Here is a 25044-nt window from a genome sequence, read left to right on the forward strand (position 1 = left end):
GTTTCGCCAAAGTGGGCTCGATAAAAGGAAGCCATCGGGTCAGGTCCTCGAAAGGGACAAATCTGACCTATCCTGAGTGCAAGGATCCGAATGCCGAAGGGAGGTAAGCCAGTCATGATTCCAGACACCATGAAAGCGATGGTTCTGACCGGGCACGGTGGTGTGGACATGCTCAAGTATCAGGAGGTCGCAACACCCACGCCGGGGCCGGGCGAGGTGCTGGTGCAGGTAACGGCGACGGCCAAGAACAACACCGACCGTAAGGCCAGAGAGGGGCTGTATCCCACCAAGAAGGGTGAGGTGAAATCCTTCATGATGGGCGGCAAGCCCACGTTGACCTTTCCCAGAATCCAGGGCGCCGACATCGCCGGCCGGGTGGTTGCAGTCGGGGAGGGGGTTGATCAAGCGCGTGTAGGCCAGAGGGGGCTGCTCGATTTTAACCTGTACGCCAATGACCGACGGGACATCAACCTGACACCCGATTACTACGGCCACGGCGCGGATGGCGGCTTTGCCGAGTATGTGGCGGTGCCGTCAGACCAGTTTCACCACATTCCCAACCCGGAGCTGAGCGACGCCGAAGTGGCGTCCATGGGGATGTGTTCCTACCAGACCGCGATGCACATGGTCACCTCGGCTAACCTGGCTGCTGGCGAGCGGGTGCTGGTCACCGGAGCCAGTGGCGGTGTGGGCACGGCCCTGATCCAATTGTGCCGAATTATCGGCGCCATTCCCTATGCCCTCAGCCAGCCCGACAAGGCCGATGCGTTGTTGGCGCTGGGGGCGGAAGCCGTGCTGGACCGTTCCAACATGGATCGTTTTCAGGAACAGGTGCGCGAAGCGACTGGGGGGAAACCTATCGATGCGGTGATGGATCTGGTGGGTGGTGAGATGACCGACCAGTTCATCGACACCATGATCTTCGATATGAACGCCCGCTCTACCTATCCGCGCCTTAGCATTGCCGGCGCCAGTGGCGGCAATATCAGTGAAATCCTATGGACCCGCATTTACCTGTATCAGGTGCAGATATTTGGGGTTTCCCACGGCACTCGCGAAGAAGCTGACCAACTCGTTGAGTGGATTCGGGGTGGCCAGCTCAAGCCGGTATTGCACGGCGCGTTCAAGCTTTCCGACCTGCATACGGCTGAGCACTATTTCGTGAATCGCGGCAGTAATTATCTGGGCAAGATCGTTATCGTGCCTGATGCCCAATGGGATTCGCACGGTCAGCCGTATGAGATCAAGGGGGGCGCATGAGCAAAGCACCAATCATCCAGTTGATGGACACCCACGCCGGTGGCGATGTGAGCCGCATTGTGACCGGTGGCATTGCACCATTGCCAGGCGATACGGTCCGGGCACAGATGGAATATCTGCGGGACCATGCAGACGGGCTGCGCCGGCTTTTACTCGAGGAACCTTACGGCATACCGGAAATGTCGGTGGACCTGTTGGTTCCTGCGAGCGACCCCAAAGCCGCTGCCGGCTACATCATTATGGAAGTCATGGGTTATCCCATCTATTCCGGCTCCAATACCATTTGCACCGCCACCGCAGTGTTGGAGTGTGGCATCGTTGCCAAGCAGGAGGGCCACCAGACGTTCCTGCTGGAATCCCCTGCCGGGCTGGTGCAGATTGACGCCGAAGTTCGAGATGATGTGGTGGAAAGCATTACCTGCGAGGGCCTGCCCAGTTACATCGATACCTACCGAGCCAAAGTCCACGTTCCCGGGTTGGGGGAGGTTGATTACAGCATCGCCTACAGTGGTGGCTTTTACGCGTTGGTGGATGCGCAGGAACTGGGATTCGAGCTTAATATTGCCGAAGAGCGGCGGCTCTCCGAGACCGCCCACGCCATCGTGGAAGCCATCCGGGCCCAGAGCAGCTTTTCCCACTACTCACTCGGCGATGTCGGCCCCCTCCCGTTCCTGCATTTCATGGGGCCTGTGGAACAGGTGGCAGCCGGACAATACCGCTCCCGCTCAGCCACTTATGTCCACCCCGGGGTCATTTGCCGCAGCACCACCGGCACCGGTACCTCGGCCCGACTTGCGCTGATGAATTATGAAGGCCGGATTCAGCCCGGCGATCAGCTGGAAACGGTCTCGCTTCGAAAAACCAGCTTTGTCGGCAAGTTCACCAGCGTGGAGACGCAAGGTGACTATTCGGTGGTGAAGAACACGATCACTGGAAAAAGCTATGTGATCGCAAAATCCGATATCGTGGTGAACTGCGAGGATCCGATGGTGGAGTGTGGGGATTTAATGGTCGTTCTGGCGGGAAAATAGTGCATTCTGAATACGCTATCCGCGTCGCGCTATTGACAAAAAGGAGCCCGACAGGCTCCTTTTTTCAATCGATTACGTGGTGGAGAAGGCCTTAAAATTCAAACTGTGCGCCAACAGAAAAGGCCTCGTAATCATCGATTTTGGACAGGTCGACAATGAAGGCGGTTTTCGGGGTGTACTGGTACTTGCCACCCGCACCGATACCCAACTCAATGGAGGAGTCAGACCCGCTCCTTCTCAGGCCGGCGGATTTGACTTCGACGTCAGACGATACATAGACGAGGCCGCCGCGGCCATAAACAGAGAGCTTGTTATCCAGCGGGTGCTCGTAAACGCCATAGCCACCCAGCAGGAAGTAGCTGGCAGAGGTTTTGACCCTGTTGCCAAAGCCATCGTTGTAGGAGCTTTCCGCGTCGCTCAGGCTCAAGCCGAGGTCTGCTTCAAACCGGAAGTTAGGGTGGACCTGGGGCAGTCGCTTGCCATAGGTGCCGGTTACCGCGAGGGCGGCGTCGTCCAGTCCCAGATCGGCAAATCCAATCAACGCTTTGAAATACCCGTCCTGCTTCAGGTAATCGACGGTGTTTTGCGCTTCCTGCGCGGAGACGGGGGCTGCGGCCAGTGCAGAGGCAATGGCGGATGCGATCAGAACTTTCTTCATGGTACGACCCTTCGTTATTGAATGTCAGACACTCCTGAACTTAAGGGCGAAATTCTAAAGGTCGTGGGATTAAAGGATAAGCGCTAATTGGTAAATTAATGTTATTTGTCAAATTGTTACGGGTGGGTAGTTTGACCGGTTCTCAGCTTTCGTTCTGACAGGAAGACCTGTCATTCGCTGACAGTCTCGGCATTAATCTGCTCGAGCAAATCGATCAACGGTTGCTGGCTCACGGTGACCAGCCCCTGGGCGGGGCGATCGAGATCCACCAGAAGGCTGATGACTCCGCCCAGCACGACAATCAGCACCACCGCCGTGGGTGGGCTGCGGCGGCCTGTGAGACCCGCGCTGTAGCCCACCATACCCAGGGTCAGGACGAATGTAGCCAGCAGCAGGATGAATACCGTGATCGGCAGGCGGGCATAGATGCCCGCAGTGACCCGGGTTTCGTGCAGGTCGATGGTTTCGTTCAGGGTCTGAACGTACAAGGCAATCAAGGGTGAGTTCGGGTTTTCCCGCGCCAACGCTTCGGCGATGGACCACAGCTCGGTATGGATTTCCAGTGAACGGACTATTCCCGCTTTGACTTCTTCGGGATCGGGATTGACCGGAACGACCCTCAAGGGAGCATATTCTGAGATCAATAGCCGTGATTGGGTGGCCGCCGGTTCAGGCAGATAGCCCGCTCGCAGGTACGTCGTTCCGATACTGTTAGACTCGGCAAGTGTCAGGGCCCGTCGGGTGTCAAAGCGATCCGACGACATGCCCATGGTCACCGCCAGAAGAAATGCCAGCAGCCCGAGGAGCGAGCCCACAATCATGTTGGTTGGCCCTTCTTTTTCCTCTGGCGTTTTCTCCTGCCACCAGTGGCCAACACGGTAACCAAGCTCAGAAATGACCATTGCCGAGAAGACAAAAAGCAGGAAAAGGGTAGAGAGCGGCAGTGAGTCTAATAGCGCCTGGACCTGCATCTGAGCAGCCTCTGAACGGAAACTCCTCGAAGTATAGACACTCTCTGTAGTGCAAATAGACATTACGGATTATTTTTCGAGCCGGGCCATTTCGTCAGCCGAGAAAGCCAGATTTCTCAGCGATAATGCGCCTGTTCGTGGCACGTTAAGAAGGCTCGTCTAGTCTTATAGCACCTGTCCAGCCGTGAGGGTTGGCTTCCTTAACGCCGCCAAAAGGACGAATAGGGTGCCCGTTAAACTTGCTGCACTGCCGGGATGGCTCCCGGTCTTTTGTCTGATTGTGATGCCATTCCTGTCGGCCTGTTCCGAGCCCGAACAATCCGCGCCCGCTGAACCTGCATCCGTGTCGGTGATCGCGGTTGAGGAGGCCGAGGTTCGGCCCGGACGGCAATTCGTCGCCAGAACAGAGGCGTCGGCCACAGCGGATCTGACGGCGCGAATCGAGGCAGAGATTCAGGAAGTGCTGTTCCAGGAGGGGGCGCGAGTGGACAAGGGCGACGTACTGGTGCGCCTGGAAGACACCACCGTAAAGGCCAACCTTGACCAGGCGCAGGCGGAACTGGCCGCTGCCAGGGCTGAAATGGAGTCCGCCCGCAAGAACCTGCGTCGGGGAGAGGAAGTCGCCAGCAAGGGCTTCTTGTCGGATGCGGATCTCGACCGGCTGAAGGACCGGTTCAGTGCCGCAGAGGGGCGACTGAAAACGGCCGAGGCGGCCGTTGATAAAGCGTCGACCAATCTGGATTACGCCGAGATAAAGGCACCCTTCGATGGCTGGATTGGCAAGCTCAATTTCGACGTGGGGGCGGTGGTTAAGCCGGGCAGCGGCCCGATTGCCGAAGTCCTTGTTACCGACCCGATCTATGTGCAGTTCGAGGTCAATGAGGCCGATTACGTGGCATTTCGGCGAACGTATCGAACATCCCCCCAGGTGGCATCCGATCAGCTGGACCTTGCTCTGACCCTGCCCGATGGCGAAACCTACTCGCACGATGGAACCCTGGATTTCGCCGATGTGCGAACCGAGGGCAACACGGGCACGGTAGCCATCCGGGCTGTTTTTCCCAATCCGGATGCACTGCTTCTGCCCGGGCTGTACGTGACGCTCAGGATTGAGGGCCAGTCTGGTGATATGCAGGTTCTGGTCCCTCAAATGGCCTTGCAGGAAACCCTGGAGGGCAAGTTTGTGCTGGTGGTGAATGAGGATCAGGAAGTCGTACAGCGATTCGTGCAGGTGGGTGCTCCAAAAGGTGCGATGGTCGCTGTGGAGGCAGGTCTGGACGCTGGTGATCAGGTGATTGTTGAAGGGCTTCAGAAGGTTCGGACCGGAACAAAGGTTAGCCCGGTACAGAAGCAGATTGATATCCAGACCGGCGCTCTGATGGATCCTGAAGAGGCGGCTCAATGATCAGTCGGGTCTTCATTTACCGCCCCAAATTCGCCTTTGTTATTTCCATTCTGATCACCCTGGCGGGCCTGCTGGCGTTGCGGATACTGCCGGTCAATATGTACCCGGACATGGCTCCACCACAGGTTCGGGTAACGGCGACGCTCCCCGGCGCCAGTGCCGAGGTGGTGGAAGAAGCGGTAACCCGACCCATTGAACAGCAGCTCAATGGCGTCGAGGACATGATTTACATCGAGTCCACGGCCGCCAGTGATGGCACGGCCAACATAACGCTGACGTTCGAGAGTGGCACCGATACCGATATCGCTCAGGTGAATGTCCAGAACCGTGTGGCTCTGGCCGAGCCCTTCCTGCCCGACGAGGTTCGGCGGCAGGGCGTGGTGGTCAGCAAGCAGTCCGGCAACATGCTGATGGGCATTAACCTGATCTCCGAACGGGATGATCTGGACGGTATCTTCCTGAGCAACTACGCCACCAACAATCTTGTCGATACCCTTGGACGAGTACCCGGCGTAGCGTCTGCCGAGGTGATGGGCGCCAAGGACTACAGTATGCGGGTGTGGCTGGACCCCCGGCGTATGGCGTCACTGGGTGTGACGGTATCCGAGGTGGCGGCCGCCATTCGGGAGCAAAACCAGATTGTGGCGGCGGGCAAGCTGGGTCAGGCGCCGGTGCCGAGGGGGCAGCAGTTTGTTTACACCATCCAGAGCCGGGAGCGGCTGTCCGATCCGGAGGAATTTGCCGACACGATTCTCCGAGCGACACCGGACGGTGGTTTCCTGCGGTTGAGAGATGTTGGACGCATTGAATTGGGGTCCCGTTCCTACACGTCCACCGCCAAGCTCAACAATCGTGATACCGCCTTCGTGGTTATTTATCAGCTGCCGGATGCCAACGCTCTTGATGTGGCCACCGAGGTCAAACGGGTGGTGGACGCTGCAGCCGAGAGCTTCCCTGACGGCGTTTCTCACGCGACCCTGTACGACACCACCGAGTTCATCACCCGGTCTATTGATGAAGTGATCATCACACTTTACCAGGCGATCGGGCTGGTCATTCTGGTGGTGTTCCTGTTCCTGCAGAACTGGCGGGCGACGCTGATTCCCTCCATCGCCATTCCGGTGTCCCTGATCGGAACGTTCGCGGTTATGGCGCTGCTGGGGTATTCCATCAATACCATTACGCTGTTTGGTTTGGTACTGGCCATCGGCATCGTGGTGGATGATGCCATTGTGGTTATCGAGAACGTGGAAAGGATCCTGAAGGAGGAGCAACTGTCTATTCAGGAGGCGGTGACGAAAGCCATGGAGGAGGTGTCCGGGCCGGTGATTGCCACCACACTGGTGTTGCTGGCGGTGTTTGTACCGGTGGGCTTTATGCCGGGCATTACCGGCACTCTGTACCAGCAGTTTTCAGTGACGATTTCCGTTGCCGTCATCATCTCTTCCATCAACGCGCTGACCCTGAGCCCCGCGTTGTGTGTCTCTTTGCTCGGCAAGGGCAGTACCACAATCGGTTGGTTGAGGCCCTTCGAAAAAGCCATTGATGCCAGTACCGGCGGCTATGCCAATGTGGTGGGACGTCTTCTGCGTAAGAGCCTCGTGGTCGCACTGTTACTGGCACTGGTGTTCGCTGCCATTTTCGGACTTTTTCGGGCGGTTCCCAATGCGTTCGTGCCGCCGGAGGATCAGGGATTCCTGTTCGTGGATGTTCAGTTGCCGGATGCGTCGTCTCTGGAGCGCACCGATGCCGTATTGGCCAAGGTGACCGAGCGGATTCTGGAGGATGAGGCGGTCACGGATATTATTACTGTGTCTGGTTTCTCCCTGCTTGGTGGTGCGGCCTCGAACAACGGGTTGGGCATCGCCATGTTGAAGGATTGGGAGGAACGAACCGAGCCCGGCTTAGGGCTTCGCGAGGTGCTGACACGGCTGTATGGCGGGTTATGGTCGATTCCCGAAGCTCAGATTATGGTGTTCAACCCGCCGCCCATTCCGGGCCTGGGAACCTCCGCTGGCTTTGATTACCGCCTTCAGGACAACCTGGGGCGTGACGTGTCGGAGCTTGCGCAGGTCATGAATGGCGTGATCTTCGAAGCGAACCAGCGCCCGGAGCTCGCACGCGTCTACAGTACCTATCGCGCCAATATTCCCCAGTACCTGCTGGAAGTGGATCGCAACAAGGCCAAGGTACTGGGTATCGAGTTGTCGGATATCTTCTCGACGCTTCAGACCCAGCTGGGCTCTCTGTTCGTCAACGAGTTCACCCGGTTTGGCCGTAACTACCGCGTGCTGTTGCAGGCTGAAGGTGAGTTCCGTCAGCGGCCCGAAGACCTGTCTCACTACTTTGTCCGTAACCGGGACGGGGAAATGGTGCCTCTCACGACACTGGCTACGCTGCGGCCGGTGCTTGGGCCGTCCAGCATTCAGCATTTCAATCTCAAGCGGTCGGTGACGATCACCGGTGAGGCCGCTGCCGGATTTGCCAGTGGGGATGCCCTGGGAGCCATGGAGGAATTATCTGAAACCTTGCCTCAGGGGTACGAGTTCAGTTGGGCAGGGCAGAGTCTTCAGGAGCTTCAGGCTGGCAATCTTGCCACCGCCATTTTTCTGCTGGCGATCGTGTTCGTTTACCTATTCCTGGTAGCCCAGTACGAAAGCTGGAGCTTGCCCTTCGCCGTGATTGGTGCGGTCCCACTGGCGTTGCTGGGCGCGATGGGCGGGCTCTGGCTGGTGGGGCTGGCGAACAACATCTATGCGCAGGTGGGTCTCGTGCTGCTGGTCGGGCTGTCCACCAAAACCGCGATTCTGATCGTGGAGTTTGCCATGCAGCTCCGGGCATCAGGCCTGGCTGCTGTTGATGCCGCCCACAAAGCGGCGGTGATGCGTTTCCGGGCCGTCCTGATGACAGCGTTCTCTTTTGTGTTGGGCGTTTTGCCCCTGGTATTTGCCAGCGGTGCGGGCGCGGCCAGCCGGATCAGCCTGGGTATCACGGTGCTCAGTGGCATGATAACCGCCACCATTCTGGGGACGTTGCTGGTGCCGGTGTTTTACCGCTGGATTCAGGCGGTCAGGGATCGTCGGACGGGGTAAGAGCCTCCATGCCGACATTCACTTCGAAGGCATGGGTGGCAGAGGCGACAGTGATTGCCACGATGATGCCGGTGAACATCAGGCCGATCAGTGCAATGGCGATGGCGAGCGCTTTCGATCGTTTTTTGCTTGGCCGGATATCGCCATAGCCCACGGTGGATGCCGTGATAAAGGACCAGTATATGGCGTTGAAGGGCGTCCATTTCTCAATTCTGCCCACGATAAGACCGAGCACCGCGACAGTCACGGTGAACGAACTCAGTAACGGCAGGGTCAGCCAGATTCCGTTCAGGAAGACCTTCAGAAAATCGAGCGTGAATTGCATAGGCAGCCGGTGGTCAGGGATCGTCGACAGGTTTGAATCAGTGTAAACCATCCCCGTCCCACCGGTTTTCAGCCAGCCTGATTAGCCGACAAACATCTTCTTGGCCAGTGGCAGACCCTTAAACCCGCTGACGGCAATGGTGGTCAGCAGGCCGCCGATCATCGCGCCCACCACACCACAGGTCATTACATCCTGGCCTGTCAGGTAGAGCCCCGGGATGCGGGTCTTGGGTTTCAGCCAGTCCTGTTCGAACCGGTCAGGGGTGTGGTTCAGGCCGTAGATTTCCCCTTTGGTGTAGCGGCAGAAGTAATCCGTGGACAGGGGCGTGGACAGCTCGTAGTAATCCACCTTGCCTTCCAGATGCGGAAACTTCTCGTACAGCTTGGCCAGCAGGCGCTGGGCGTACGCTTCCTTTTCTGCCTCATACTCTTCACCGCGCTTGCCCCAGGGCTTGTCGGCCCAGTCCGCATACCACTCGTAGGGGCCGGGGGCGACAATTTCGATGGTGGCCCGGCCGGGGTAGCGCTCGGCGAAACTGGGATCCTTGGCCGACGGGAAGGAGATGTAGGTCAGGGGGATGTCGGTATTCGCCGGATCCGCCATGAAATCGGCCAGGTGCTTCTCATAATCTGCGCCTGGGTAGATCCAGTAGTTGGTCTTCGGCAGTTGCAGGTTTTCGGCGGTGTCCTTCAGGCCGATGTACAGGCAGTTGCTGGCCATGGAACGCTGGACGGTCTGCAGCTTATCCAGGTAATAGGGCTTTTCTTTAGCCGAGTCAGGCAGCAGCGGGCCGAAGGTATTGAACACGCCGGCGTTGCTGATCACCAGCGGCGCCCGCACTTCTGCGCCGTCCGCCATGCGCACACCCACGGCTTTGTCCTTCTCGATCAGGATCTCTTTCACATCGGCGTAGGTGAAGACTTCGCCACCACTTTCCTGAACCACCGGGATGATGGTCTTGGCCATTTCCGAGGCGCCGCCGATGGGGTAGTAACCCCCGTACAGGTAATGCCGGGCGATCAGGGCGTGGATGATAAAGCTCGATTCCGCCGGTGGCAGGCCGTTGTCTCCCCACTGGCCAGTGAGCACAGCAATCAGTTCCTGATTATCGGTCAGGCTTTCAAGCACCTCCCGGGTGGGCTTGTTCAGGTAATCCGGGGCAGCTTTGTTGACCAGCTTGCGCAGTGGGCCCGAGGCAATGTCCGGTAGTACTTTACCCAGCACCAGCCCAGGCATGGCTTTGGACACGGTGCGGAGGTAGTCCAGATAGGTATCAATGGCAGCTTCTTCGCCGGGGAACTCTTTGTTCAGTTCGGCCTTGAAATTGTCGGGGCCAGCGACAAGGTCCACGTGGCGGCCTCCCAGGAAGATACGGTCATAGTGATCGTCCATGGGCGCCCAGTGCAGTTGCCCGTCGGTGATGTAGTCAAACAGGCGCTTGCCGAGGGTGTGGTCGGCACCCATGTCGCCGATGTAGTGAACGCCCACGTCCCACTCGTAGCCGTTGCGATCGTAACTGTGGGTGAAACCGCCCGCGGTGTAGTGCTGTTCGAACACCACCACTTTCTTGCCCATTTTGCTCAGGCAGGCGGCGGCTGTCAGACCGCCGATCCCGGAGCCGATGACGATGGCATCGTAAGGGCCTTCAAGACGGTTGGCGCGGTAACGTCGGCCGACGCGGATGGTGCTGGGTTTGGGGCTGCTCATATCAACAGGTCCTTGCGTGGTTGTTGTTGGTGTCTGTTTCGGGAACCGTCCAGCAGGAGGGTGAGAACGCCCTCCGCTAACTGGGGTTCGGCTTCGGCCATTGGCAAATGGCCGTCGATGGTCAGTTGGGAAAGCCCATGAACCAGTGACCAGGCCGCTGCCGTCACGAGCGACAGGGGCAGGGGTTTGAGTGTTCCGACGGCCTGGGCCCGAGCGACGGATTCCTCCAGAACCTGGAAGGCTTCCCGCCCGGCCTGGTCCAGCTGCGGATGAATGCCCTTGGGCAATACCCGTCCTCCGAACATGAGCCGGTACAGGTTGGGCTCGTCCTGGGCAAACGCCACATAAACCAGCCCGATATCCACCAGGGCCTGGCCAGGCTCTGCTTGTTCTACGCTCTGCAGGCGCTGGCGGAGTGCCCGGAAACCGTAAATGGCCAGTTCGGCGAGTAGGCTGTCACGGTCGGAAAAATGCCGATAGAGCGCCGGTGCACTGACGCCCAGCTGCTTGGCCAGACCTCTGAGGGCAATGGCGGCATCGCCGTGCTCCCGTACAACGGCCAGGCCCAGTTCCAGCGCCTGTTCGGGCAAATTCCCATGATGATAGGTGGCGACTCGGGCCGAGGGTTCAGTCTTCATAAGTTAACGACGATAACAATGTTTACGGTGATAACATCACGGTTGAGGCGGTGTGTCAATGAATGGGTTTGTGTTGAGCGCAAAGCTCTTGGGGGCTCAGCATGGAATCTGCGGAGAGATTAGAGCAGGGGTAACACCCGGTTCAGAAGTTTGTTCTGGCCCGGGCGGATAGCCACGCCTGCCAGAGGCAGGCCTTACCGGCGTCCCTCAGGGCGTTCTGTCCCACCGGGGACGGAGTGATATTCAGAGGTCGGAGAAGCCTTCTCGCCCGGTGATTAAAGTTAAGAGCCTGCCGCCACATCATGGTTCTCTGGGTGTTGAAAATGACAGACATGGAGATGGAAATGTCGTCTGGCCCGTTTTTTACATAGTGGCCAGAAACGAACGGAATGTGCAGCGCCTCGCCGGGATGGAAATTGAAGTGGGTCATCCGCCGTTCCCGTTCGTCACTCCATGGCAGGTTGGTATCGACATAGGAGACATAGGCTTCCCGATCCGGATCGGAAATGACCTGGGAATCCCATGGGCTCGCGACGGCGACCTTCTTGGTGCCCCGGAACTGGAAAAGAAACGTGGAATACCGGTCAAGATGGAATGGCGTGACGCTGTTGGGGGAGGCGATGAACAGATACAGGGTTGGCATCAGAACCCGTCGTCTGGGGTCACGAAACGCAGCCAGCTCAGAAATGCTTGCCAGGATTTCCTGGTAAATGGGCTGGAAGCTCGGGTCCACTTCCGGAGAGTTCACGACGATCAGGGAGTTGGAGTCCATCAGGTTGTGAAGGGTGGATGCCAGAGCCTTGCTCCCGCGCGCTCGTCTGACGTTTTCTTCAAAGTGATCGCCCGCATCCAGCGGTCGATTGATTGTGTAGACCTGGTTCTCGGGAAGCCGGAGTAGTGTTTGGGTCAGCGATTCCAGTTCGAGGGCCTTACACCCCATGAGACCGTGCCGAGCCTTGAAAGGGGCCTCATCCAGACGCGACGCATCAATGGCGGCCGGAAATATCCCCGCCCGAATCCGTTGCGATGTGGCAGTCGGGGAGAGTTGTACCCCGGGGCTGGCGGATGTGAGGGAACGTTGCGTCGACGCAAATTGGGGCGGAAATTCCTCCATAAAGACATCCCTGGTCTGGTGTTCCATGACGTTGTTGCGTCTGATTGATGACTTTAAATCTAGCCGTCGGTCGTTGGCTGGCCAGCCGGAACTTCTTGAAACGTGAGAGAGATTCAGTTTTGAGAGGATTTTTACGCCGAGTCTTTATGCCTGCGGCAACCGCTGCTGGCGGCCGGTAGGGCGCTGTCAGCCTCGCGATTCGCAGATCGAGTGTGCTAGAATCCGCGCCGCGCGGCCGGTGCGCCATCCCCAGCGGATGGGGCTTCCGACCGGAACGTAGTGAGCGTCGTCCCATCCGGGGCGGTGTCGGATTAAACCCCGATAAACCACGCGGTACTGATACCCCAGGCAGTTGAATTTTCCCCCGACAGATTCTGATCCAGTTCTCGGTTGAGCGCTGTGGCTTTGCTTTTTCCGTTGAAACACGTCGCCAGCCGCCGTGAGTCCGGTGACAGCATGGCTGGCTTTGGTCGACGGACCGGCTCGCAGGACCGGGATGGAGCGGATCGAAGCAGGAGCATCACTGCCTGACAATGAACTTTGTGAGGACTTGTTTTGAATACATTTGGTAAGGCGGTTGCCGCCGTTTGTTTCGCTGGCGCAATGGCCCCGGCTGCCCACGCAGAAAAGTTTTTCAGCAGCTCCAGCGTTTCGGCGCTTTATGGCACCAACTACAAGGTAATCCCGGAAGAGCAGGTAACCTTCACCTTCGAAAACGTGACTGCCCACAACTGGGGTGACACCTTCTTCTTCATCGACCGCCTGCAGTCCCGCGGCGATACCGCTGAGTTCAATGAAACCTACGGTGAGTTCTCACCGCGCGCGAGCCTGAGCTGGCTGACTGGCCAGCCGATGACCTTCGGCCCGGTCAAGGATGTACTCGTTGCCTACACCTACGAGTTTGGTACCAACGACGACCCGTTCGTGCCGGCGTTCGATAACCACCTGACCGGTATTGGCCTGAGCTGGGATGTACCGGGCTTCCAGTACGTTGATACCAACGTTTACTACGCCAACAACGATGAATCTGCTGACGACTGGCAGCTTACCGTGACCTGGGGCCTGCCCTTCAACGTTGGCGCCGCCAGCTTCCTGTTCGATGGCTTCATGGACTACTCTTCTGCGGCCAGCGACCACAAGGCCGAGATGCACATCAACCCGCAGTTCAAGCTGGACCTGGGTGCTTTCTCCAACAACCCGGGCGTGCTCTACGCCGGTATTGAATACTCTTACTGGCGCAACAAGTTCGGCCTGGATCAGGACCTGGCGTTTGTTGACGGTACCGAGAACGCTGTCAGCGCACTGGTGAAGTTCCACTTCTAAGCCAGTCCGGGAGTCCGGCGTTCGTCGGGCTCCCGATTCCTCGCTCATTTCCCGTATCGACTATAGTGACCTTACCCCCGTGGTAACGGATGCTGTTCACTGGTTCGACTATGCCGTCCATCCGGCTTGACGATCCGCAGCGTCAGTCTGCTGGCCGTGTTTCGAAAGCCAATCCTGCATTGAAGAGAGTTCATCATGTCCCTCGATCTGAACGCCCTGAAGAAGGCTGAATTGCACATTCATATTGAAGGCAGCCTTGAGCCGGAACTGATGTTTCGCCTGGCTGAACGAAATGGGATCAGCTTGCCCTATGACAGTGTGGACGCGCTGCGAAAGGCCTACGACTTCGGAAATCTTCAGGACTTCCTGGACCTTTACTACCGGGGTGCCCAGGTGCTGTTGCACGAAGAGGACTTCTACGACCTGACCAAAGCCTACCTTGACCAGTGCAGGGCTCAGAATGTCACCCACGTGGAGCCGTTCTTCGATCCCCAGACCCACACGGATCGGGGTGTGGATATGGCCGTGGTTGTCAGAGGTATTACCCGTGCCTTGGAAGAGGCCAAAGCGGACTGGGGGCTGAGTTATGGTTTGATCCTGTGTTTCCTGCGCCACCTGTCTGAAGATGAGGCCCAGAAGACTCTAGATGCCGCACTTCCGTTTCGCGATCACTTTATCGGAGTGGGGCTCGATAGCAGTGAGAAGGGGCATCCGCCCACCAAGTTCAAGCGGGTATTCGATCGGGCCCGGGGAATGGGGCTGCATGCTGTTGCCCACGCAGGCGAAGAGGGACCACCCGAATACATATGGGAGGCACTGGATGAGCTGGGCGTGGTGCGGGTCGATCATGGGGTTCGGGCAACCGAAGATCCGGCCTTGATGGAGCGGCTGCGCAAGGACCAGATTCCGCTGACGGTGTGTCCGCTGTCCAATATCCGGCTCAAGGTGTTTGATCACATGAGTCAGCATCCGATTCTAAAGTTGCTGGATGACGGCCTGAAGGTGACCGTCAATTCGGACGATCCGGCTTACTTCGGTGGCTACATGACGGAAAACTTCGAGGCCTTGCGGAAGGATCTGGGCATGACGGACGATCAGGCCCGGCGACTGGCACAGAACGGCTTTGATGCGGCGTTGGTGCCCACGTCTTAATGTTCATTCAGGGCATGCCTGACCAGTGGCTAGTAATCGGTATATGATGGCCCCTTAACGCATTCAAGGGTGTTGTTTTGCCGTCGACGTTTCGAAACCTGCCTCTGGTTCCCATCTCAATCAGTGCTTTGATGGTGCTGATCTGGCTGTTGCCTGTCGGCGAGTGGCTTCAGTACCACAGGGTGCTTGTCGGGCAGGGGCAATTGTGGCGGCTACTGACTGCCAACCTGACTCACATTGATGGCCCCCACTTGCTGTTTAACCTGGCCGGGTTGTGGTTGATGGCCTGGTGGTTCGGCGGTGCGCTGTCTCAACGCAAGTGGCTGGTGGTGACACTGGCTTGTGGCCTGGCCGTAACCGGCGGGCTGTTTCTCTTTTACCCCGATATCCTCTGGTACAAAGGTTTTTCCGGCGTTTTGTACGGCCTGTTTGCGGCTGGCTCGGTGTTTATGATCAGCACCCACCGATGGCTCGCTCTGGCTGGGCTGGCGCTGGTGGTGATCAAGCTGGTGGGGGATGCGGCGGGGTGGCCCGTTGTCAGCAGCGAACCGATGCATGACTTCCGGGTGGTCCACCAGGCCCACCATCTCGGCTTCATCACGGGGGCACTGGTGGCTGTTCCTTGGTCCCGGGTCAGCGGGCGATGTGGGTCAGGTTCTCTCCAAACCGAAAGTTGAACGCCATGCTGATGCGGGGGCGTTCATTGTAGTGGGGTGCCACCATGTGCAGCAGGTAGCCCGGAAACACATACATGGTGCCGATCTTCGGGGTATAGCTCACCGTGGGTGCCGGCCGGTAGGGCGCACCCACTGGGATCGGGTCAAAGAACATGATATCGCCCGGGCATATACCCGCATTTTCTTCGGTCGGGTTCTCATCGACATCAATATACAGGCAGCCGCTCCACTCGCAGGGCAAGTGTGCATGGGGCGCGTTCCAGGCACCGAAATCGTTAATGTTCGCCCAGAGTGACGATAGGAAAATCTCGGTTTCCGGTGGCTTACGTTCGGCGTGCAGTGCCAGCCGACTGCCTACCTGGAAGATCTGCTCCGTCAGCCATTGCATCACTGGTTCTTTTGAATGATGCAGGAAGTCGCCCGAATGCCATCCGCGCTGATTTGAACGTTGGATACCATCGGTATCTTCGTCCCGCAATTTTTCCAGAAACTGTCGAATCTCTTCGGACCGGGCTCGTACTTCGGGAAGCTGGACTTCAAGAATGGGGACACCGAAATGGTGACGGTTCTCAGCTTTCATGACTATTTCACATTTTTTTACATAATGGGAATAAAAAAGCGGGGTAATATTTGCCCAGCGAATAAAGGATTCTAAGCCCTCCTTTCTCACGAATGCCAGTGGAACAGGCAATCTACCGAAGAGGCCGGTCGGGAATCAGGACGAAGCACCAATAGCAGTAGGGACATAGAAATGACTGACCTCAGCAAGGCCAAGCTGGCACTGAAGCCGCTGGTAGCCATGATTGCCTTGGCGAATGCGCAGATGGCGTTTGGGTGTGCGGATGTGGTGGTGAATGCGGTTTCTGATACTGGAAACTCGCCGGATCTGACCACCTTTGAAGAAGCGCTCGTTGAAACCGGCCTGTGTGGTTCTATCACCATTGATGAGTCGCTGGCGGGGGAAACGCTGACCTGGGATACCACCGATATTGTGCTGGCGACCAAATCTCTGACGATTACCGGCCCCACCACTGGCCTGGCAACCATCACAGCTGGGCAATTTCGGTATGCGGATGTTCAGGAAAACGCATCGCTTAGTTTGCGTAACCTCCGCTTCGTTCCCAGCGCAGATCTTACCCGTGACGTCTCTTTGATTCAGGTGGGTATGGTTAGTGGCTCGCTGAATCTCGAGAATACCGAGTTCGAGGGAATTGATTCCAGTGATTGGCGTGGTGGTGGTGGCGTAATCAAAAACGCCGGCCAGTTAATGATCAGCGATAGTAAGTTCTCTGACAATAGCGTCACCGGAAATGGCGGTGCAATACACAATCGTGGCGTGGCGGAAATTCGCAACAGTCTTTTCTCAGGTAATCGAGCTGACGTCCGTGGCGGCGCGATCGAATCCTGGGATGCGGACTTAACCATCGAAGACTCGGTTTTCGAAAATAACCAAGCCTTAACCGACAATAGTGGCATCGCTGGCGGTGCCATCAGCGCAGCCGGTGAGTTCAGTGTGGGCACCACAACCATCCGTCGGTCAGAGTTTCGCGGCAACCAGGCCCGAAACTACGGAGGCGCTCTTTATCAAAGCACTGGTGAAACCCTGCTGATAGAAGACACGGTTTTTGAGGACAATCATGTGGTTGCGGCGTCGAACGAGTTTGGCACCGGCTTTAATGCTGAGGCCCATGGTGGTGCCGTCGCCGTGGATCGTTCAACCGGGGTGTCTATTCGGCGTTCCAGCTTCGTAAATAACACGGCCAAAAATTTCGGTGGCGCCCTCTACGTTGGTCGCAGTGGTCGTAGTGGCACGGTATCCATCGAGGATTCCACGTTCAGTGGAAACCAGGCTGTTATCAGCTCTTCCGAGAGTACCGTGGGACTTGGGGGCGCGGTGTATGCTGACTCGCCTACTGGCGATCCTGTCAGTGTTTCCCTTGTGCGATCTACCCTCTCGGGTAATACGGCAGCGGGAGCCGGCGCCGGATTTTACGGCGCAGGGCCGGATCTGACCGCTGAAATCGTATCTTCCACCATCGATGGCAATAGTTCGGCATACGGTGGCGGGGCCATGCATTTCTTCGGCGTCAGCGGAACTCCGGTCTCTGTGCGTCACAGCACCATTACCAACAATCAGGTGACGGGGGTTGAGACCTATAACGCGGGCGCTTTGTATGCGGACAGTTCGGCTGGTGTAGAGATTACTCACACGGTGATTGCAGGTAACACTCAGGGTGGCGTTGGTACCGGCAATATTTGTGTCAGCGAAACCTCCGTGTCAGTGCGGCCGAACCTTTATTACAGCTTCTGGGACGACACAACCAACAATGATGCCAGCTGTAACCCGCCATCAGCAGATGCCTCCAACTTCCTGAATGAAGCCGATTCCGGGTTGGGGGAACTAGCGGATAACGGAGGCTTTACACTCACTCGTTACCCGGCGACGGATTCACCGCTTCGAGATGCCGGAGATCCGAATATTGTCGATGGGCCAGGAGCGGACCAGCGAGGCAGTGCTCGTATCATTAATGGTGTGGTAGATATTGGTGCTGTGGAAGCGGGTAATCTGTCGCCGGTTGCCTCCGCTATAGAGGCTCTTGAAGTAACTGAGGGTGTACCTTTCTCTATGGATGCAAGCTCAGCATTCAGCGATCCGGAGGGCTACCAGCTAAGTTACGCTCTCGAGGGTGAGCCGGAAGGTGTCGTTATTGATGCGACCAGTGGCGTGATTTCCGGTTCCGTAGAGGTTGTGGGTGATTATGCGGTTACCGTCAAAGCGACGGATTTCTATGGCCTTTCGGCAAACACAAGCTTCGTGCTTACAGTGGTGTCCGCTGAAGAGGAAAGCTCCTCTGGTGGAGAAAGCAACTCCTCAAATGACGGGAGCGACTCCTCTCCAGCAGGAGATGAGACCGTCATTGCGGACAGTACCTCCTCCGGTGGCGGAGGCTCCTTCGGGATTGTCCTGGGATTGCTGGCCCCGTTGGCCATCTGGCGGCGCTTGCGTCGGAAAGCCTGATTGGCGCCCGACTTATAACGCAAAGCAAAAACCCCGGCCTGGACCGGGGTTTTTGCTTTCAATCGTCGATAGTGCTCTTCGCTTCACTCCTACCTCTGCAAATCCCGGATCGCTATCCGGCATTCGCCCCTGCAGGGGCAAAACCGATCTGGCAAGTCCCCAGATACCAGCCCGGATAGTTGCACCGCTGTGGCTTTTTAGCCGGTGACGACAATTCCGGCCGTGACTGGAGGTAACCCGGGACATCATCGGTTCCACAAACATCAACTCACCAGAAGTCGCTGGAGCGTCTTCCTCCTCAGTGTCCACGTTCGTCTAGGAGGTTGTGGGAGGTCATAATTCGACTCCCGGCATAACCCTGATTCAGGAAACAAGAATCAATACGCGGAATCGCCACCGCCCTGTTCGTAGCGAAGTTTGGAATCGCGCATGAGCTGGGTCCCCTCGCGGGTCATCTCGCGTCCTTCCTCGATCATGCGTTCGCCCTCACGAATCCGTTCCTGACCACTCCTGATCCGCTCCTCGCCCTTTTCCACCAACGACTCGCCCTTTGACCACTGAGCTCCGACTTCCCTCAACGCGAGGCCTTCGTCCTCAATCTGTTCACCGTAGGTCGGTTCCCGAAACGCCGAGCAGGCTGCCAGCCCATTAACGACGGAAGCCAGAAGCAGTACATTCATTATTCTTTTCATCTTGTAGCCCTCCTTGATCAATGAAACAAAGTCGGACTACTAACCGACGCCCACGCGCCGTGGGTTTATAATATTCAGACATCGCGAAAGCACGTAAAGTTCCACCCCGCATCGGGGATGAGTGATCGCACGGTGCACCGTGGCGCGGTACATAACCAACAAACCCAGGCAACAGGCGTGGGGTGTTGGATCCTCTCGCAGAGTGCCGGGTTTACTTCTTTAGCCCCATCTCCTCCTTCGTTAATGCTCTTTGCTTCACTCATACCTCTGCAAATCCAGGTTCGCTGTACTGCTGTGGCTTTGTAACCGATGACGATATGGTCGTAGCCCGTTGGGCCGTCGGAGTTCTACGCTCGCGCCTGAGCCTCTCCTGCTCCCAACCATGGGCGTATAACTCCGGGGTTACCAACAGGCTACGCGGGTGTGGCCCGGCACCGGGTCTTAATACCCTGACCACCTTGAAAATACTGGCTCTGTCCCCACTTAGAGGGTAGTTCTATGACGTTGCCTGAAGGCCAGGCATCATCTTTTTTCATGCATTCACCACCGGGAAAAGCACTATGGGAATCGTTTATAACCCCTTTCAACAGCGGACTGTCTGGAAGCTGGCACCGCTGATGGCATTGCTTCTGTTACTGAGTGGCTGTGGGATCAACAACATTCCCACTTACGATGAGAAAGTTACCTCTGCCTGGTCCCAGGTGGAAAACCAGTACCAGCGCCGGGCCGATCTGATTCCCAACCTGGTGGAAACCGTCAAGGGCTTCGCGGCCCAGGAGCAGGAAACCCTGACCGCGGTGATTGAGGCGCGCTCCAAGGCCACCTCCATTCAGGTGGACGAAAGCATTCTCGACAACCCCAAGAAGCTACAGCAGTTCCAGCAGGCCCAAGGGGAGCTTAGCAGTGCCCTGAGCCGGCTGATGGCAGTGTCGGAACGGTATCCGGATCTGAAGTCCAATCAGAACTTCCTGGCCTTGCAGTCTCAGCTTGAAGGCACGGAAAACCGTATTGCCGTCGCGCGCCGGGATTTTATTCAGGCGGTGGAGCGTTACAACACCGAACTGCGCACTTTCCCGGGCAAGATCTGGCACAGCCTTCTTTACAGCGATCTGGAACCCCACGCCAACTTTGAGGCCACCAAGGAAAATGCGGACGAAGCGCCCGCGGTGGAATTCTAATGGCTGCCCAGCTCCACAAAAGCCTGCTGTTGGTGTTACTGATTGTAATGCCGGCCACCGCCTGGGCCCAGTCCACGCCGGAATTTCCCGAGCTGACTGGCCGGGTGGTGGACCGCGCGAAGATGCTGTCGCCTGATGTGGAAGCGCGCCTGAGCCAGATGCTCCAGGCTCACGAGCAGGCCAGCACCGAACAGGTGGTGGTGGTTACCCTGCCGGACCTTCAGGGTTTCCCGATTGAGGATTTTGGCTACCAGCTGGGTAGGCACTGGGGTATCGGTCAGGAGGGCGAGGATAACGGCGCACTCCTGATCGTGGCGGAGGAAGAACGCAAAATCCGCATAGAGGTGGGCTATGGCCTTGAAGGCCGGCTCACGGATGCTGACTCCTCGGTCATCATCAATCGCATTATTTCCCCGGCATTTCGTCAGGGCGATTTTCAGGCCGGCATTGTTAACGGTGCCGCCGCCATGATCCAGGTGCTCGGCGGCGAGCCTATGGCCGTTGCCCGGGGCCAGCAGACCGGTGCCGTTCAGGAGAAGCCTAACGCCGGCATGGTGGCGCTGTTCTTCTTCATCATGATGGCCGTGATTTTCTTTATCGGCAGTCGCGGTGGCCGTGGTGGGCGCGGTGGCGCAGCCCTGTTAGGTGCGGCTCTGCTGGGTGGCGCCATGGGCGGCCGGGGCGGCGGCTTCGGGGGTGGTGGCTTTGGCGGCGGTGGAGGCGGCTTCGGCGGCGGCGGTGCCTCCGGTGGCTGGTAGCTCCGCACCGATAGCCGAGCGCGCTGAATCCCTTCACCCGACAATGAGAATCACAGAATCATGACACTATTAAGCAAAAGCGATCAGGAAGCCGTTACCGCCGCCATCAACGAGGTGGAACGGGAAACCGACGCCGAACTGGTCACCGTACTGACGGCCCAGTCCGATAACTACAGCTATATTCCACTGCTCTGGGCCGGCATTCTGGCGTTGCTGGTGCCGGGCATTGCCAATTACTTCGGCAACTGGTTCGGGGCCGACATGTTGATGCTGGTGCAGTGGGGCGTGTTCATCCTGCTCAGCCTGCTGTTCCGCGCACCCGGCATCAACACCCGCCTGATTCCCCGGCAGGTGCGTTACTGGCGGGCATCCAACCTCGCGCGGCGGCAGTTCCTGGAGCAGAACCTGCACCATACCGAAGGCTCCACCGGCGTGCTGATCTTCGTCTCGGAAGCGGAACGCTACGTGGAGATTCTGGTGGATCAGGGCATTGCCGATGTGCTGGACAACTCGGTGTGGGAAGGCATCGTCGCGGACTTCACCGCAAAGGTGCATCAGGGCCAGACCCGGCAGGGGTTTCTTGACTGCATTGCCGCCTGTGGCAAGTTGTTGAAAGAGCATGTGCCCGCCACCCATGAGCGCAATGAACTGCCCGATCATCTGGTGATTCTGTCCTGATCTACGGCGTGTACCAGATCGGCGAGGTATAGGCGCGCTCCTGGGACTCGCGCCGAGCCTCGTCGGGCGCATCGCGCTTGCCGAAGGCTGCCTCGTCATAGGCAATCCATGTGGGCGTGGGAATTTCCAGCACCCGGACGTAGTAGAAGGCGCGCTCAGCCGGGTCGAAGTCAGGATCCTCCCAGAAGGCGCCGAGTACTGCATCCCCGATCGTGTTGGTATAGCCCGCACCTTTGACGGTGCTGCCGACCGGTGTCCTCGCCCGGCCGTCCGAGCCGATCTCGCGGCCCTCAGACACGGCTATGTCGTAGATGCGTTCCTGCAGCTCGCCGTCGGCATCGAGCCAGCCTTTGACGATCTGAACCCGGTCGAGGTTCGCGCCATCGGGATCGCGCAGCGCGCGAACCATGAAGCGTGGGCCGCCGGCGCCGTCCGGCGCTGTCGCAAGGTCGCCGCCCATCGGCACGCCGCGCTCGTAGCCCTGGCGGGCAAAGTCGGGGCGGTGCACCTCATCCGGTTTGAAGTCCCAGCCGGCGAAAACGCGAACCAGCATCCGCCCGCCCGTTGTTGCATAGACTTCCTTGCGTGCCATCGCGTCCCAGATCGCCTCGCGCGTATTTTCCCGTGCCCAGACGGCAGCGAGACCGGAGGCGAGCGACTCCCAGTGGTAGACGTCGAGGCTGCCGTCTCCGTTTTCTCGCAGGTCCTGGGTGACGAGGTCTGCGTAGCGCGCCTCGGTCGCGGGTTCGGTGCCGGAGAACTTGCCGAAGAAATTCTCTTCCCGGGTTGTTGAAAGCGAGGTGTGGCTGTCCGTCGAGCCGATCATGCCGAACTTGAATGGATTCACGCCGATCGCCTCTGCCTGTTTCAGTCCCAGCTTGAGCGCGCTTCGGGCGTATTCGTGGGGCAGCATCTCGGGCTCCTTTGGATTAAGCCCGAAGTCGCCCTTGTCCCATTGATAGTAGTCCGCGAACTCGTCGTTGGGCGAGAGCATAGGATGAACCTCGCCGTCGCCCTTCATCTGCGTGACCTCGTAGATCGGTTCCCACCGCATCCGGCGCTCGGCGTACTTCATTGACGGCGATATCCTGAGCGAAGGCCGGTATCGAGAGGAGTGTTGCGAGAGCAGCGGTGGGCGTGAACAGGCGCATTTCGGACTCCCTTCCAGTAGCGGAGATTGTTTTGAGTCTTGCACTCGGAACCCCTACGGTCAAAGTTTTTTTCCAGCCTTCAAAAGTTCTTTGGCAGGTGGCGAGTGGACGCACAGTCCAGAAACGAAAAACCCCGACAACGAGCCGGGGTTTGTTGGTTTTCCCGGTGACGGTCATCGGGAATTGACGCCGGGAAAGTGGCCTCGGTTAATTTCCGGAGTGGGTTGACGTGTCAGGGGGTGCCGCCCAGCTAGTGTGGCCGAGTTCCATGACTCGGGCGACTTCCTCATCCGGTACTTCATTCACGTCACCGAGTTCCAGCGTGTCGTAATGGAAGGCGTATAGCCGCGAGGCAAACTCGGCAATGGGCAAGGAGGCCTCCCCCCGGAATTCGCCGTGGTCGCGGGTGGAACAGGTAATGCCCTGACCCCAGTCCTGGCCACTGTCATTGTTGGGATTGAAAAAGTAGACCCGCATCTCGTTCGAGGGGCTGAGCCCGACCCTGAGGATGGTGATGGCATGGCGGCCGACGAAACGGGCCGCGCTGTCGGTCACGGCAATACCCGCCGGTTGGGCGTGAATGACTGGCATCTGGCCATTGTAGAACGGGTGGTAGCTGGCATAGAAATGCCGAACAAAGCCTTCGTAGTCCTCCACCTCTCCCGAGTGAATGTTGGTTACCACCCGAAAGCCGTGGCTGACCCACCACCCGTAAAATTCTGGATTGATCCAGCGGTGGGCATCGTCCTCCCGGCCCTGGCAGCGGCGCCACATCTCACCGTAGAGTCGATCCAGGTGGGGAATAAGGATCAGTGATACCGGGTCCACATCCACCGGCGCTTCTTTGACCAGTCCCGCCTCAAGATTCCTGGAGGAGACCTCCCATCCTTCGAAGCGGCCGAGAACTTCGTTGTCCCGGGCCGCCCAGGCCAGAACCTGAAGCAGGTAGTCGGCCTCGTTGGAAGCCCACATCGACAGCCCAATGGCAGACTGGCAGGTGGGGTTATTGCCCTGGCCAACACCCAGCGGCTGTCCCAGGAGATTGAGTACGCCAGCCAGCAGGAACACCCGCGGTGGTCGGGCACCTCCAAAAGCCCTTTCGAGCGTCATTTTCGTTTCTGGGGAGAGCTTCAGTTTGATATGTCGCCACAGGGCTTGGGCCACCGACGGCGTAAATAACGAGCCCCGCTCCAGCATCATGGTGAGGCCATAAACGGCCTGGCAGGTTTCCGGGTAAATGGTCTCGTCGATAAGCGCATGGACCAGTTCTGTATAGCAGTAAAGGTCGTCCAGCCCGGTCATGGTCAGCCCGAGCGTGGTGGGTATCAGGTCGTCCTTGCCAGTGGTGCGCAGAAACCGGAGCATAACCGCGTGGTAGGGTGAGGCGAGGCCGGTATCATGCATGCTGCGGGCGAAGTGGGTAGCCTCGGAGGCGAGGGAGGTATTATCCATCTGAACCAGCCGCTGCTCATAGACCTCCAGGCCCGGGTCCTCAATGCTGCCCGGGGTGGGGGCGAATAGGGACTGGACAAGTCGGGTTGCGTCGGCGGTACCCGTGGTTTTAGGTTCCGGGTCATAGAGACACTTGGCAATCTGGCCAATCATCTCGCAGATGCTGTCGACCTGGACAGGGCCCTGATCCAGTAACCGCCAGACTTCAGCAACCAGACTGTCCAGCAGGCTCTCGTACCCGAGGTGAGAAATCAGGTACTGATAGAGCTGAAGCACGATGACCCCGAGTTGCTGGGGGCGTTCCCGGTCTGCCTCCGTCAATTGACCGGATAGCAGGTCCAGGTTCAGCGCCATTACCTGGGTCAGGAAGTGTCTGGCCTGCTCCGCCGAGATGCCGGGGTGGAAGTAATCTCCCCGCGCCACCGCGAGCATCCTCAACTCGCTGATGGCCTCGACGACCGCGGTAACAGCACCAGCTTCGCGCAGCGAGCGCTTGGCCAGACCCGGTTGCAGGATCGCCGGCTTCGCCCAGTCACTGGTGCCGAAGATACCGGCGGATTCCAGCCCGCGAACTCGTCGGTACAAGGCGTCAAATCCCTCCGGCAGTGTCATCAGCACACGGGCGCGCTCAAGCACTCCAAGGCTTGATGACTGGGGGTCTGAGTGGCGGGCGCGGGCGAAATCCGCCAGCGCCCTGTCGAACTGCATCAAGGCCTTCTCGAACGCAGGATCAGTGCTTTGCCGCCTCATGGCTTCGGCTCCC

21 protein-coding genes are annotated in these 25044 nt (G+C 58.3%); 11 read left to right on the top strand and 10 right to left on the bottom strand.

The genetic code is table 11. The features are described 5' to 3' along the window. Window positions 1-114: 114 nt before the first annotated feature. Both K8I84_RS01570 and K8I84_RS01575 read left to right on the top strand, forming a co-directional pair. On the top strand, window positions 115-1260 hold the full coding sequence (locus tag K8I84_RS01570; protein WP_223792969.1) for an alcohol dehydrogenase catalytic domain-containing protein: 1146 nt from the start codon (window positions 115-117) through the stop codon (window positions 1258-1260). Next, complete coding sequence (locus K8I84_RS01575) at window positions 1257-2291, top strand: proline racemase family protein (RefSeq protein ID WP_223792970.1); 1035 nt, start codon at window positions 1257-1259, stop codon at window positions 2289-2291. Before K8I84_RS01570 ends, K8I84_RS01575 begins: the two co-directional genes overlap by 4 nt. A 91-nt stretch (window positions 2292-2382) precedes the next feature. Here the strand turns inward: K8I84_RS01575 and K8I84_RS01580 are convergent, their stop codons facing one another. Continuing rightward, the gene (locus K8I84_RS01580; protein ID WP_223792971.1) at window positions 2383-2949 is read right to left on the bottom strand and encodes an outer membrane protein; all 567 of its coding nucleotides are present in this window, start codon (window positions 2947-2949) and stop codon (window positions 2383-2385) included. Window positions 2950-3119: 170 nt separating this feature from the next. Further along, entirely contained in the window at window positions 3120-3920 is an 801-nt protein-coding gene (locus K8I84_RS01585) for a hypothetical protein (protein ID WP_223792972.1), read from the bottom strand. 226 nt (window positions 3921-4146) lie between these two features. On the opposite strand from K8I84_RS01585, the gene K8I84_RS01590 reads away from it, so the two are divergent. Then, window positions 4147-5325 carry an efflux RND transporter periplasmic adaptor subunit gene (locus K8I84_RS01590; RefSeq protein ID WP_223792973.1) on the top strand — a complete coding sequence of 393 codons (1179 nt, stop codon included), beginning with the start codon at window positions 4147-4149 and terminating at the stop codon, window positions 5323-5325. Further along, window positions 5322-8417 carry an efflux RND transporter permease subunit gene (locus tag K8I84_RS01595; protein ID WP_223792974.1) on the top strand — a complete coding sequence of 1032 codons (3096 nt, stop codon included), beginning with the start codon at window positions 5322-5324 and terminating at the stop codon, window positions 8415-8417. The genes K8I84_RS01590 and K8I84_RS01595 overlap by 4 nt, the downstream gene beginning before the upstream one ends. Here K8I84_RS01595 and K8I84_RS01600 read toward each other — a convergent pair. The 4 genes from K8I84_RS01600 to K8I84_RS01615 form a co-directional block, all read right to left on the bottom strand. Beyond that, window positions 8395-8793, bottom strand: a complete 399-nt coding sequence (locus tag K8I84_RS01600) for a potassium channel family protein (RefSeq protein WP_223792975.1) — start codon at window positions 8791-8793, stop codon at window positions 8395-8397. The two genes, K8I84_RS01595 and K8I84_RS01600, sit on opposite strands and share 23 nt — an antisense overlap. 30 nt (window positions 8794-8823) lie before the next feature. Further along, window positions 8824-10449 (bottom strand): phytoene desaturase family protein, encoded by a 1626-nt coding sequence (locus tag K8I84_RS01605; RefSeq protein WP_223792976.1) that lies wholly within the window; start codon window positions 10447-10449, stop codon window positions 8824-8826. Further along, window positions 10446-11087, bottom strand: coding sequence for a TetR/AcrR family transcriptional regulator (locus K8I84_RS01610; RefSeq protein ID WP_223792977.1), 642 nt, complete (start codon window positions 11085-11087; stop codon window positions 10446-10448). Before K8I84_RS01610 ends, K8I84_RS01605 begins: the two co-directional genes overlap by 4 nt. 142 nt (window positions 11088-11229) lie before the next feature. Continuing rightward, entirely contained in the window at window positions 11230-12228 is a 999-nt protein-coding gene (locus K8I84_RS01615; RefSeq protein WP_223792978.1) for a cupin-like domain-containing protein, read from the bottom strand. 528 nt (window positions 12229-12756) lie between these two features. Here K8I84_RS01615 and K8I84_RS01620 point away from each other — a divergent pair. The 3 genes from K8I84_RS01620 to rrtA all read left to right on the top strand — a co-directional run bounded on the left by K8I84_RS01620 (window position 12757) and on the right by rrtA (window position 15353). Continuing rightward, complete coding sequence (locus tag K8I84_RS01620; protein WP_223792979.1) at window positions 12757-13524, top strand: outer membrane protein OmpK; 768 nt, start codon at window positions 12757-12759, stop codon at window positions 13522-13524. A gap of 195 nt (window positions 13525-13719) precedes the next feature. After that, complete coding sequence (locus K8I84_RS01625) at window positions 13720-14676, top strand: adenosine deaminase (protein ID WP_223792980.1); 957 nt, start codon at window positions 13720-13722, stop codon at window positions 14674-14676. Between the two features lie 77 nt (window positions 14677-14753). Beyond that, window positions 14754-15353 carry a rhombosortase gene (gene rrtA, locus K8I84_RS01630; protein ID WP_223792981.1) on the top strand — a complete coding sequence of 200 codons (600 nt, stop codon included), beginning with the start codon at window positions 14754-14756 and terminating at the stop codon, window positions 15351-15353. Here the strand turns inward: rrtA and K8I84_RS01635 are convergent. Further along, the gene (locus K8I84_RS01635) at window positions 15310-15933 is read right to left on the bottom strand and encodes a TIGR02466 family protein (RefSeq protein ID WP_223792982.1); all 624 of its coding nucleotides are present in this window, start codon (window positions 15931-15933) and stop codon (window positions 15310-15312) included. The genes rrtA and K8I84_RS01635 overlap by 44 nt on opposite strands. Before the next feature lie 171 nt (window positions 15934-16104). On the opposite strand from K8I84_RS01635, the gene K8I84_RS01640 reads away from it, so the two are divergent. Beyond that, window positions 16105-18372, top strand: a complete 2268-nt coding sequence (locus tag K8I84_RS01640) for a choice-of-anchor Q domain-containing protein (RefSeq protein ID WP_223792983.1) — start codon at window positions 16105-16107, stop codon at window positions 18370-18372. 377 nt (window positions 18373-18749) lie between these two features. On the opposite strand, the gene K8I84_RS01645 is transcribed toward K8I84_RS01640, so the two are convergent. Beyond that, window positions 18750-19064 (bottom strand): hypothetical protein, encoded by a 315-nt coding sequence (locus tag K8I84_RS01645; protein WP_223792984.1) that lies wholly within the window; start codon window positions 19062-19064, stop codon window positions 18750-18752. Window positions 19065-19681: 617 nt separating this feature from the next. Between K8I84_RS01645 and K8I84_RS01650 the strand changes: the two genes are divergently transcribed. From K8I84_RS01650 to K8I84_RS01660, 3 genes are read left to right on the top strand one after another with little or no spacing between them, the layout of a single operon-like run. Further along, entirely contained in the window at window positions 19682-20242 is a 561-nt protein-coding gene (locus K8I84_RS01650) for a LemA family protein (protein ID WP_411722649.1), read from the top strand. After that, window positions 20242-21000 carry a TPM domain-containing protein gene (locus K8I84_RS01655; protein WP_223792986.1) on the top strand — a complete coding sequence of 253 codons (759 nt, stop codon included), beginning with the start codon at window positions 20242-20244 and terminating at the stop codon, window positions 20998-21000. Before K8I84_RS01650 ends, K8I84_RS01655 begins: the two co-directional genes overlap by 1 nt. A gap of 60 nt (window positions 21001-21060) precedes the next feature. After that, a complete protein-coding gene (locus K8I84_RS01660; RefSeq protein WP_223792987.1) occupies window positions 21061-21678 on the top strand; it encodes a TPM domain-containing protein in 618 nt (205 codons plus the stop codon). 1 nt (window position 21679) lies between these two features. On the opposite strand, the gene K8I84_RS01665 is transcribed toward K8I84_RS01660, so the two are convergent. Together K8I84_RS01665 and K8I84_RS01670 are read right to left on the bottom strand one after the other, a co-directional pair. Continuing rightward, on the bottom strand, window positions 21680-22753 hold the full coding sequence (locus K8I84_RS01665) for a DUF3604 domain-containing protein (RefSeq protein WP_223792988.1): 1074 nt from the start codon (window positions 22751-22753) through the stop codon (window positions 21680-21682). 283 nt (window positions 22754-23036) lie between these two features. Next, the gene (locus K8I84_RS01670; RefSeq protein WP_223792989.1) at window positions 23037-25031 is read right to left on the bottom strand and encodes a hypothetical protein; all 1995 of its coding nucleotides are present in this window, start codon (window positions 25029-25031) and stop codon (window positions 23037-23039) included. Window positions 25032-25044 lie beyond the last annotated feature (13 nt).

The sequence above is a fragment of the Marinobacter sp. F4216 genome, assembly GCF_019931195.1.
GTDB classification, from domain to species: Bacteria; Pseudomonadota; Gammaproteobacteria; order Pseudomonadales; family Oleiphilaceae; genus Marinobacter; species Marinobacter suaedae.

Bases quoted from the DNA above. Each gene is read 5' to 3' on its own strand.
- K8I84_RS01615 (WP_223792978.1), bottom strand. From the start codon at position 12,228: ATGGAACACCAGACCAGGGATGTCTTTATGGAGGAATTTCCGCCCCAA.
- K8I84_RS01670 (WP_223792989.1), bottom strand. From the start codon at position 25,031: ATGAGGCGGCAAAGCACTGATCCTGCGTTCGAGAAGGCCTTGATGCAG.
- K8I84_RS01570 (WP_223792969.1), top strand. From the start codon at position 115: ATGATTCCAGACACCATGAAAGCGATGGTTCTGACCGGGCACGGTGGT.
- K8I84_RS01605 (WP_223792976.1), bottom strand. From the start codon at position 10,449: ATGAGCAGCCCCAAACCCAGCACCATCCGCGTCGGCCGACGTTACCGC.
- K8I84_RS01665 (WP_223792988.1), bottom strand. From the start codon at position 22,753: ATGAAGTACGCCGAGCGCCGGATGCGGTGGGAACCGATCTACGAGGTC.
- K8I84_RS01595 (WP_223792974.1), top strand. From the start codon at position 5,322: ATGATCAGTCGGGTCTTCATTTACCGCCCCAAATTCGCCTTTGTTATT.
- K8I84_RS01635 (WP_223792982.1), bottom strand. From the start codon at position 15,933: ATGAAAGCTGAGAACCGTCACCATTTCGGTGTCCCCATTCTTGAAGTC.
- K8I84_RS01580 (WP_223792971.1), bottom strand. From the start codon at position 2,949: ATGAAGAAAGTTCTGATCGCATCCGCCATTGCCTCTGCACTGGCCGCA.
- K8I84_RS01610 (WP_223792977.1), bottom strand. From the start codon at position 11,087: ATGAAGACTGAACCCTCGGCCCGAGTCGCCACCTATCATCATGGGAAT.
- K8I84_RS01655 (WP_223792986.1), top strand. From the start codon at position 20,242: ATGGCTGCCCAGCTCCACAAAAGCCTGCTGTTGGTGTTACTGATTGTA.
- K8I84_RS01660 (WP_223792987.1), top strand. From the start codon at position 21,061: ATGACACTATTAAGCAAAAGCGATCAGGAAGCCGTTACCGCCGCCATC.
- K8I84_RS01645 (WP_223792984.1), bottom strand. From the start codon at position 19,064: ATGAAAAGAATAATGAATGTACTGCTTCTGGCTTCCGTCGTTAATGGG.
- K8I84_RS01640 (WP_223792983.1), top strand. From the start codon at position 16,105: ATGACTGACCTCAGCAAGGCCAAGCTGGCACTGAAGCCGCTGGTAGCC.
- K8I84_RS01625 (WP_223792980.1), top strand. From the start codon at position 13,720: ATGTCCCTCGATCTGAACGCCCTGAAGAAGGCTGAATTGCACATTCAT.
- K8I84_RS01600 (WP_223792975.1), bottom strand. From the start codon at position 8,793: ATGGTTTACACTGATTCAAACCTGTCGACGATCCCTGACCACCGGCTG.
- K8I84_RS01585 (WP_223792972.1), bottom strand. From the start codon at position 3,920: ATGCAGGTCCAGGCGCTATTAGACTCACTGCCGCTCTCTACCCTTTTC.
- K8I84_RS01650 (WP_411722649.1), top strand. From the start codon at position 19,682: ATGGCATTGCTTCTGTTACTGAGTGGCTGTGGGATCAACAACATTCCC.
- K8I84_RS01575 (WP_223792970.1), top strand. From the start codon at position 1,257: ATGAGCAAAGCACCAATCATCCAGTTGATGGACACCCACGCCGGTGGC.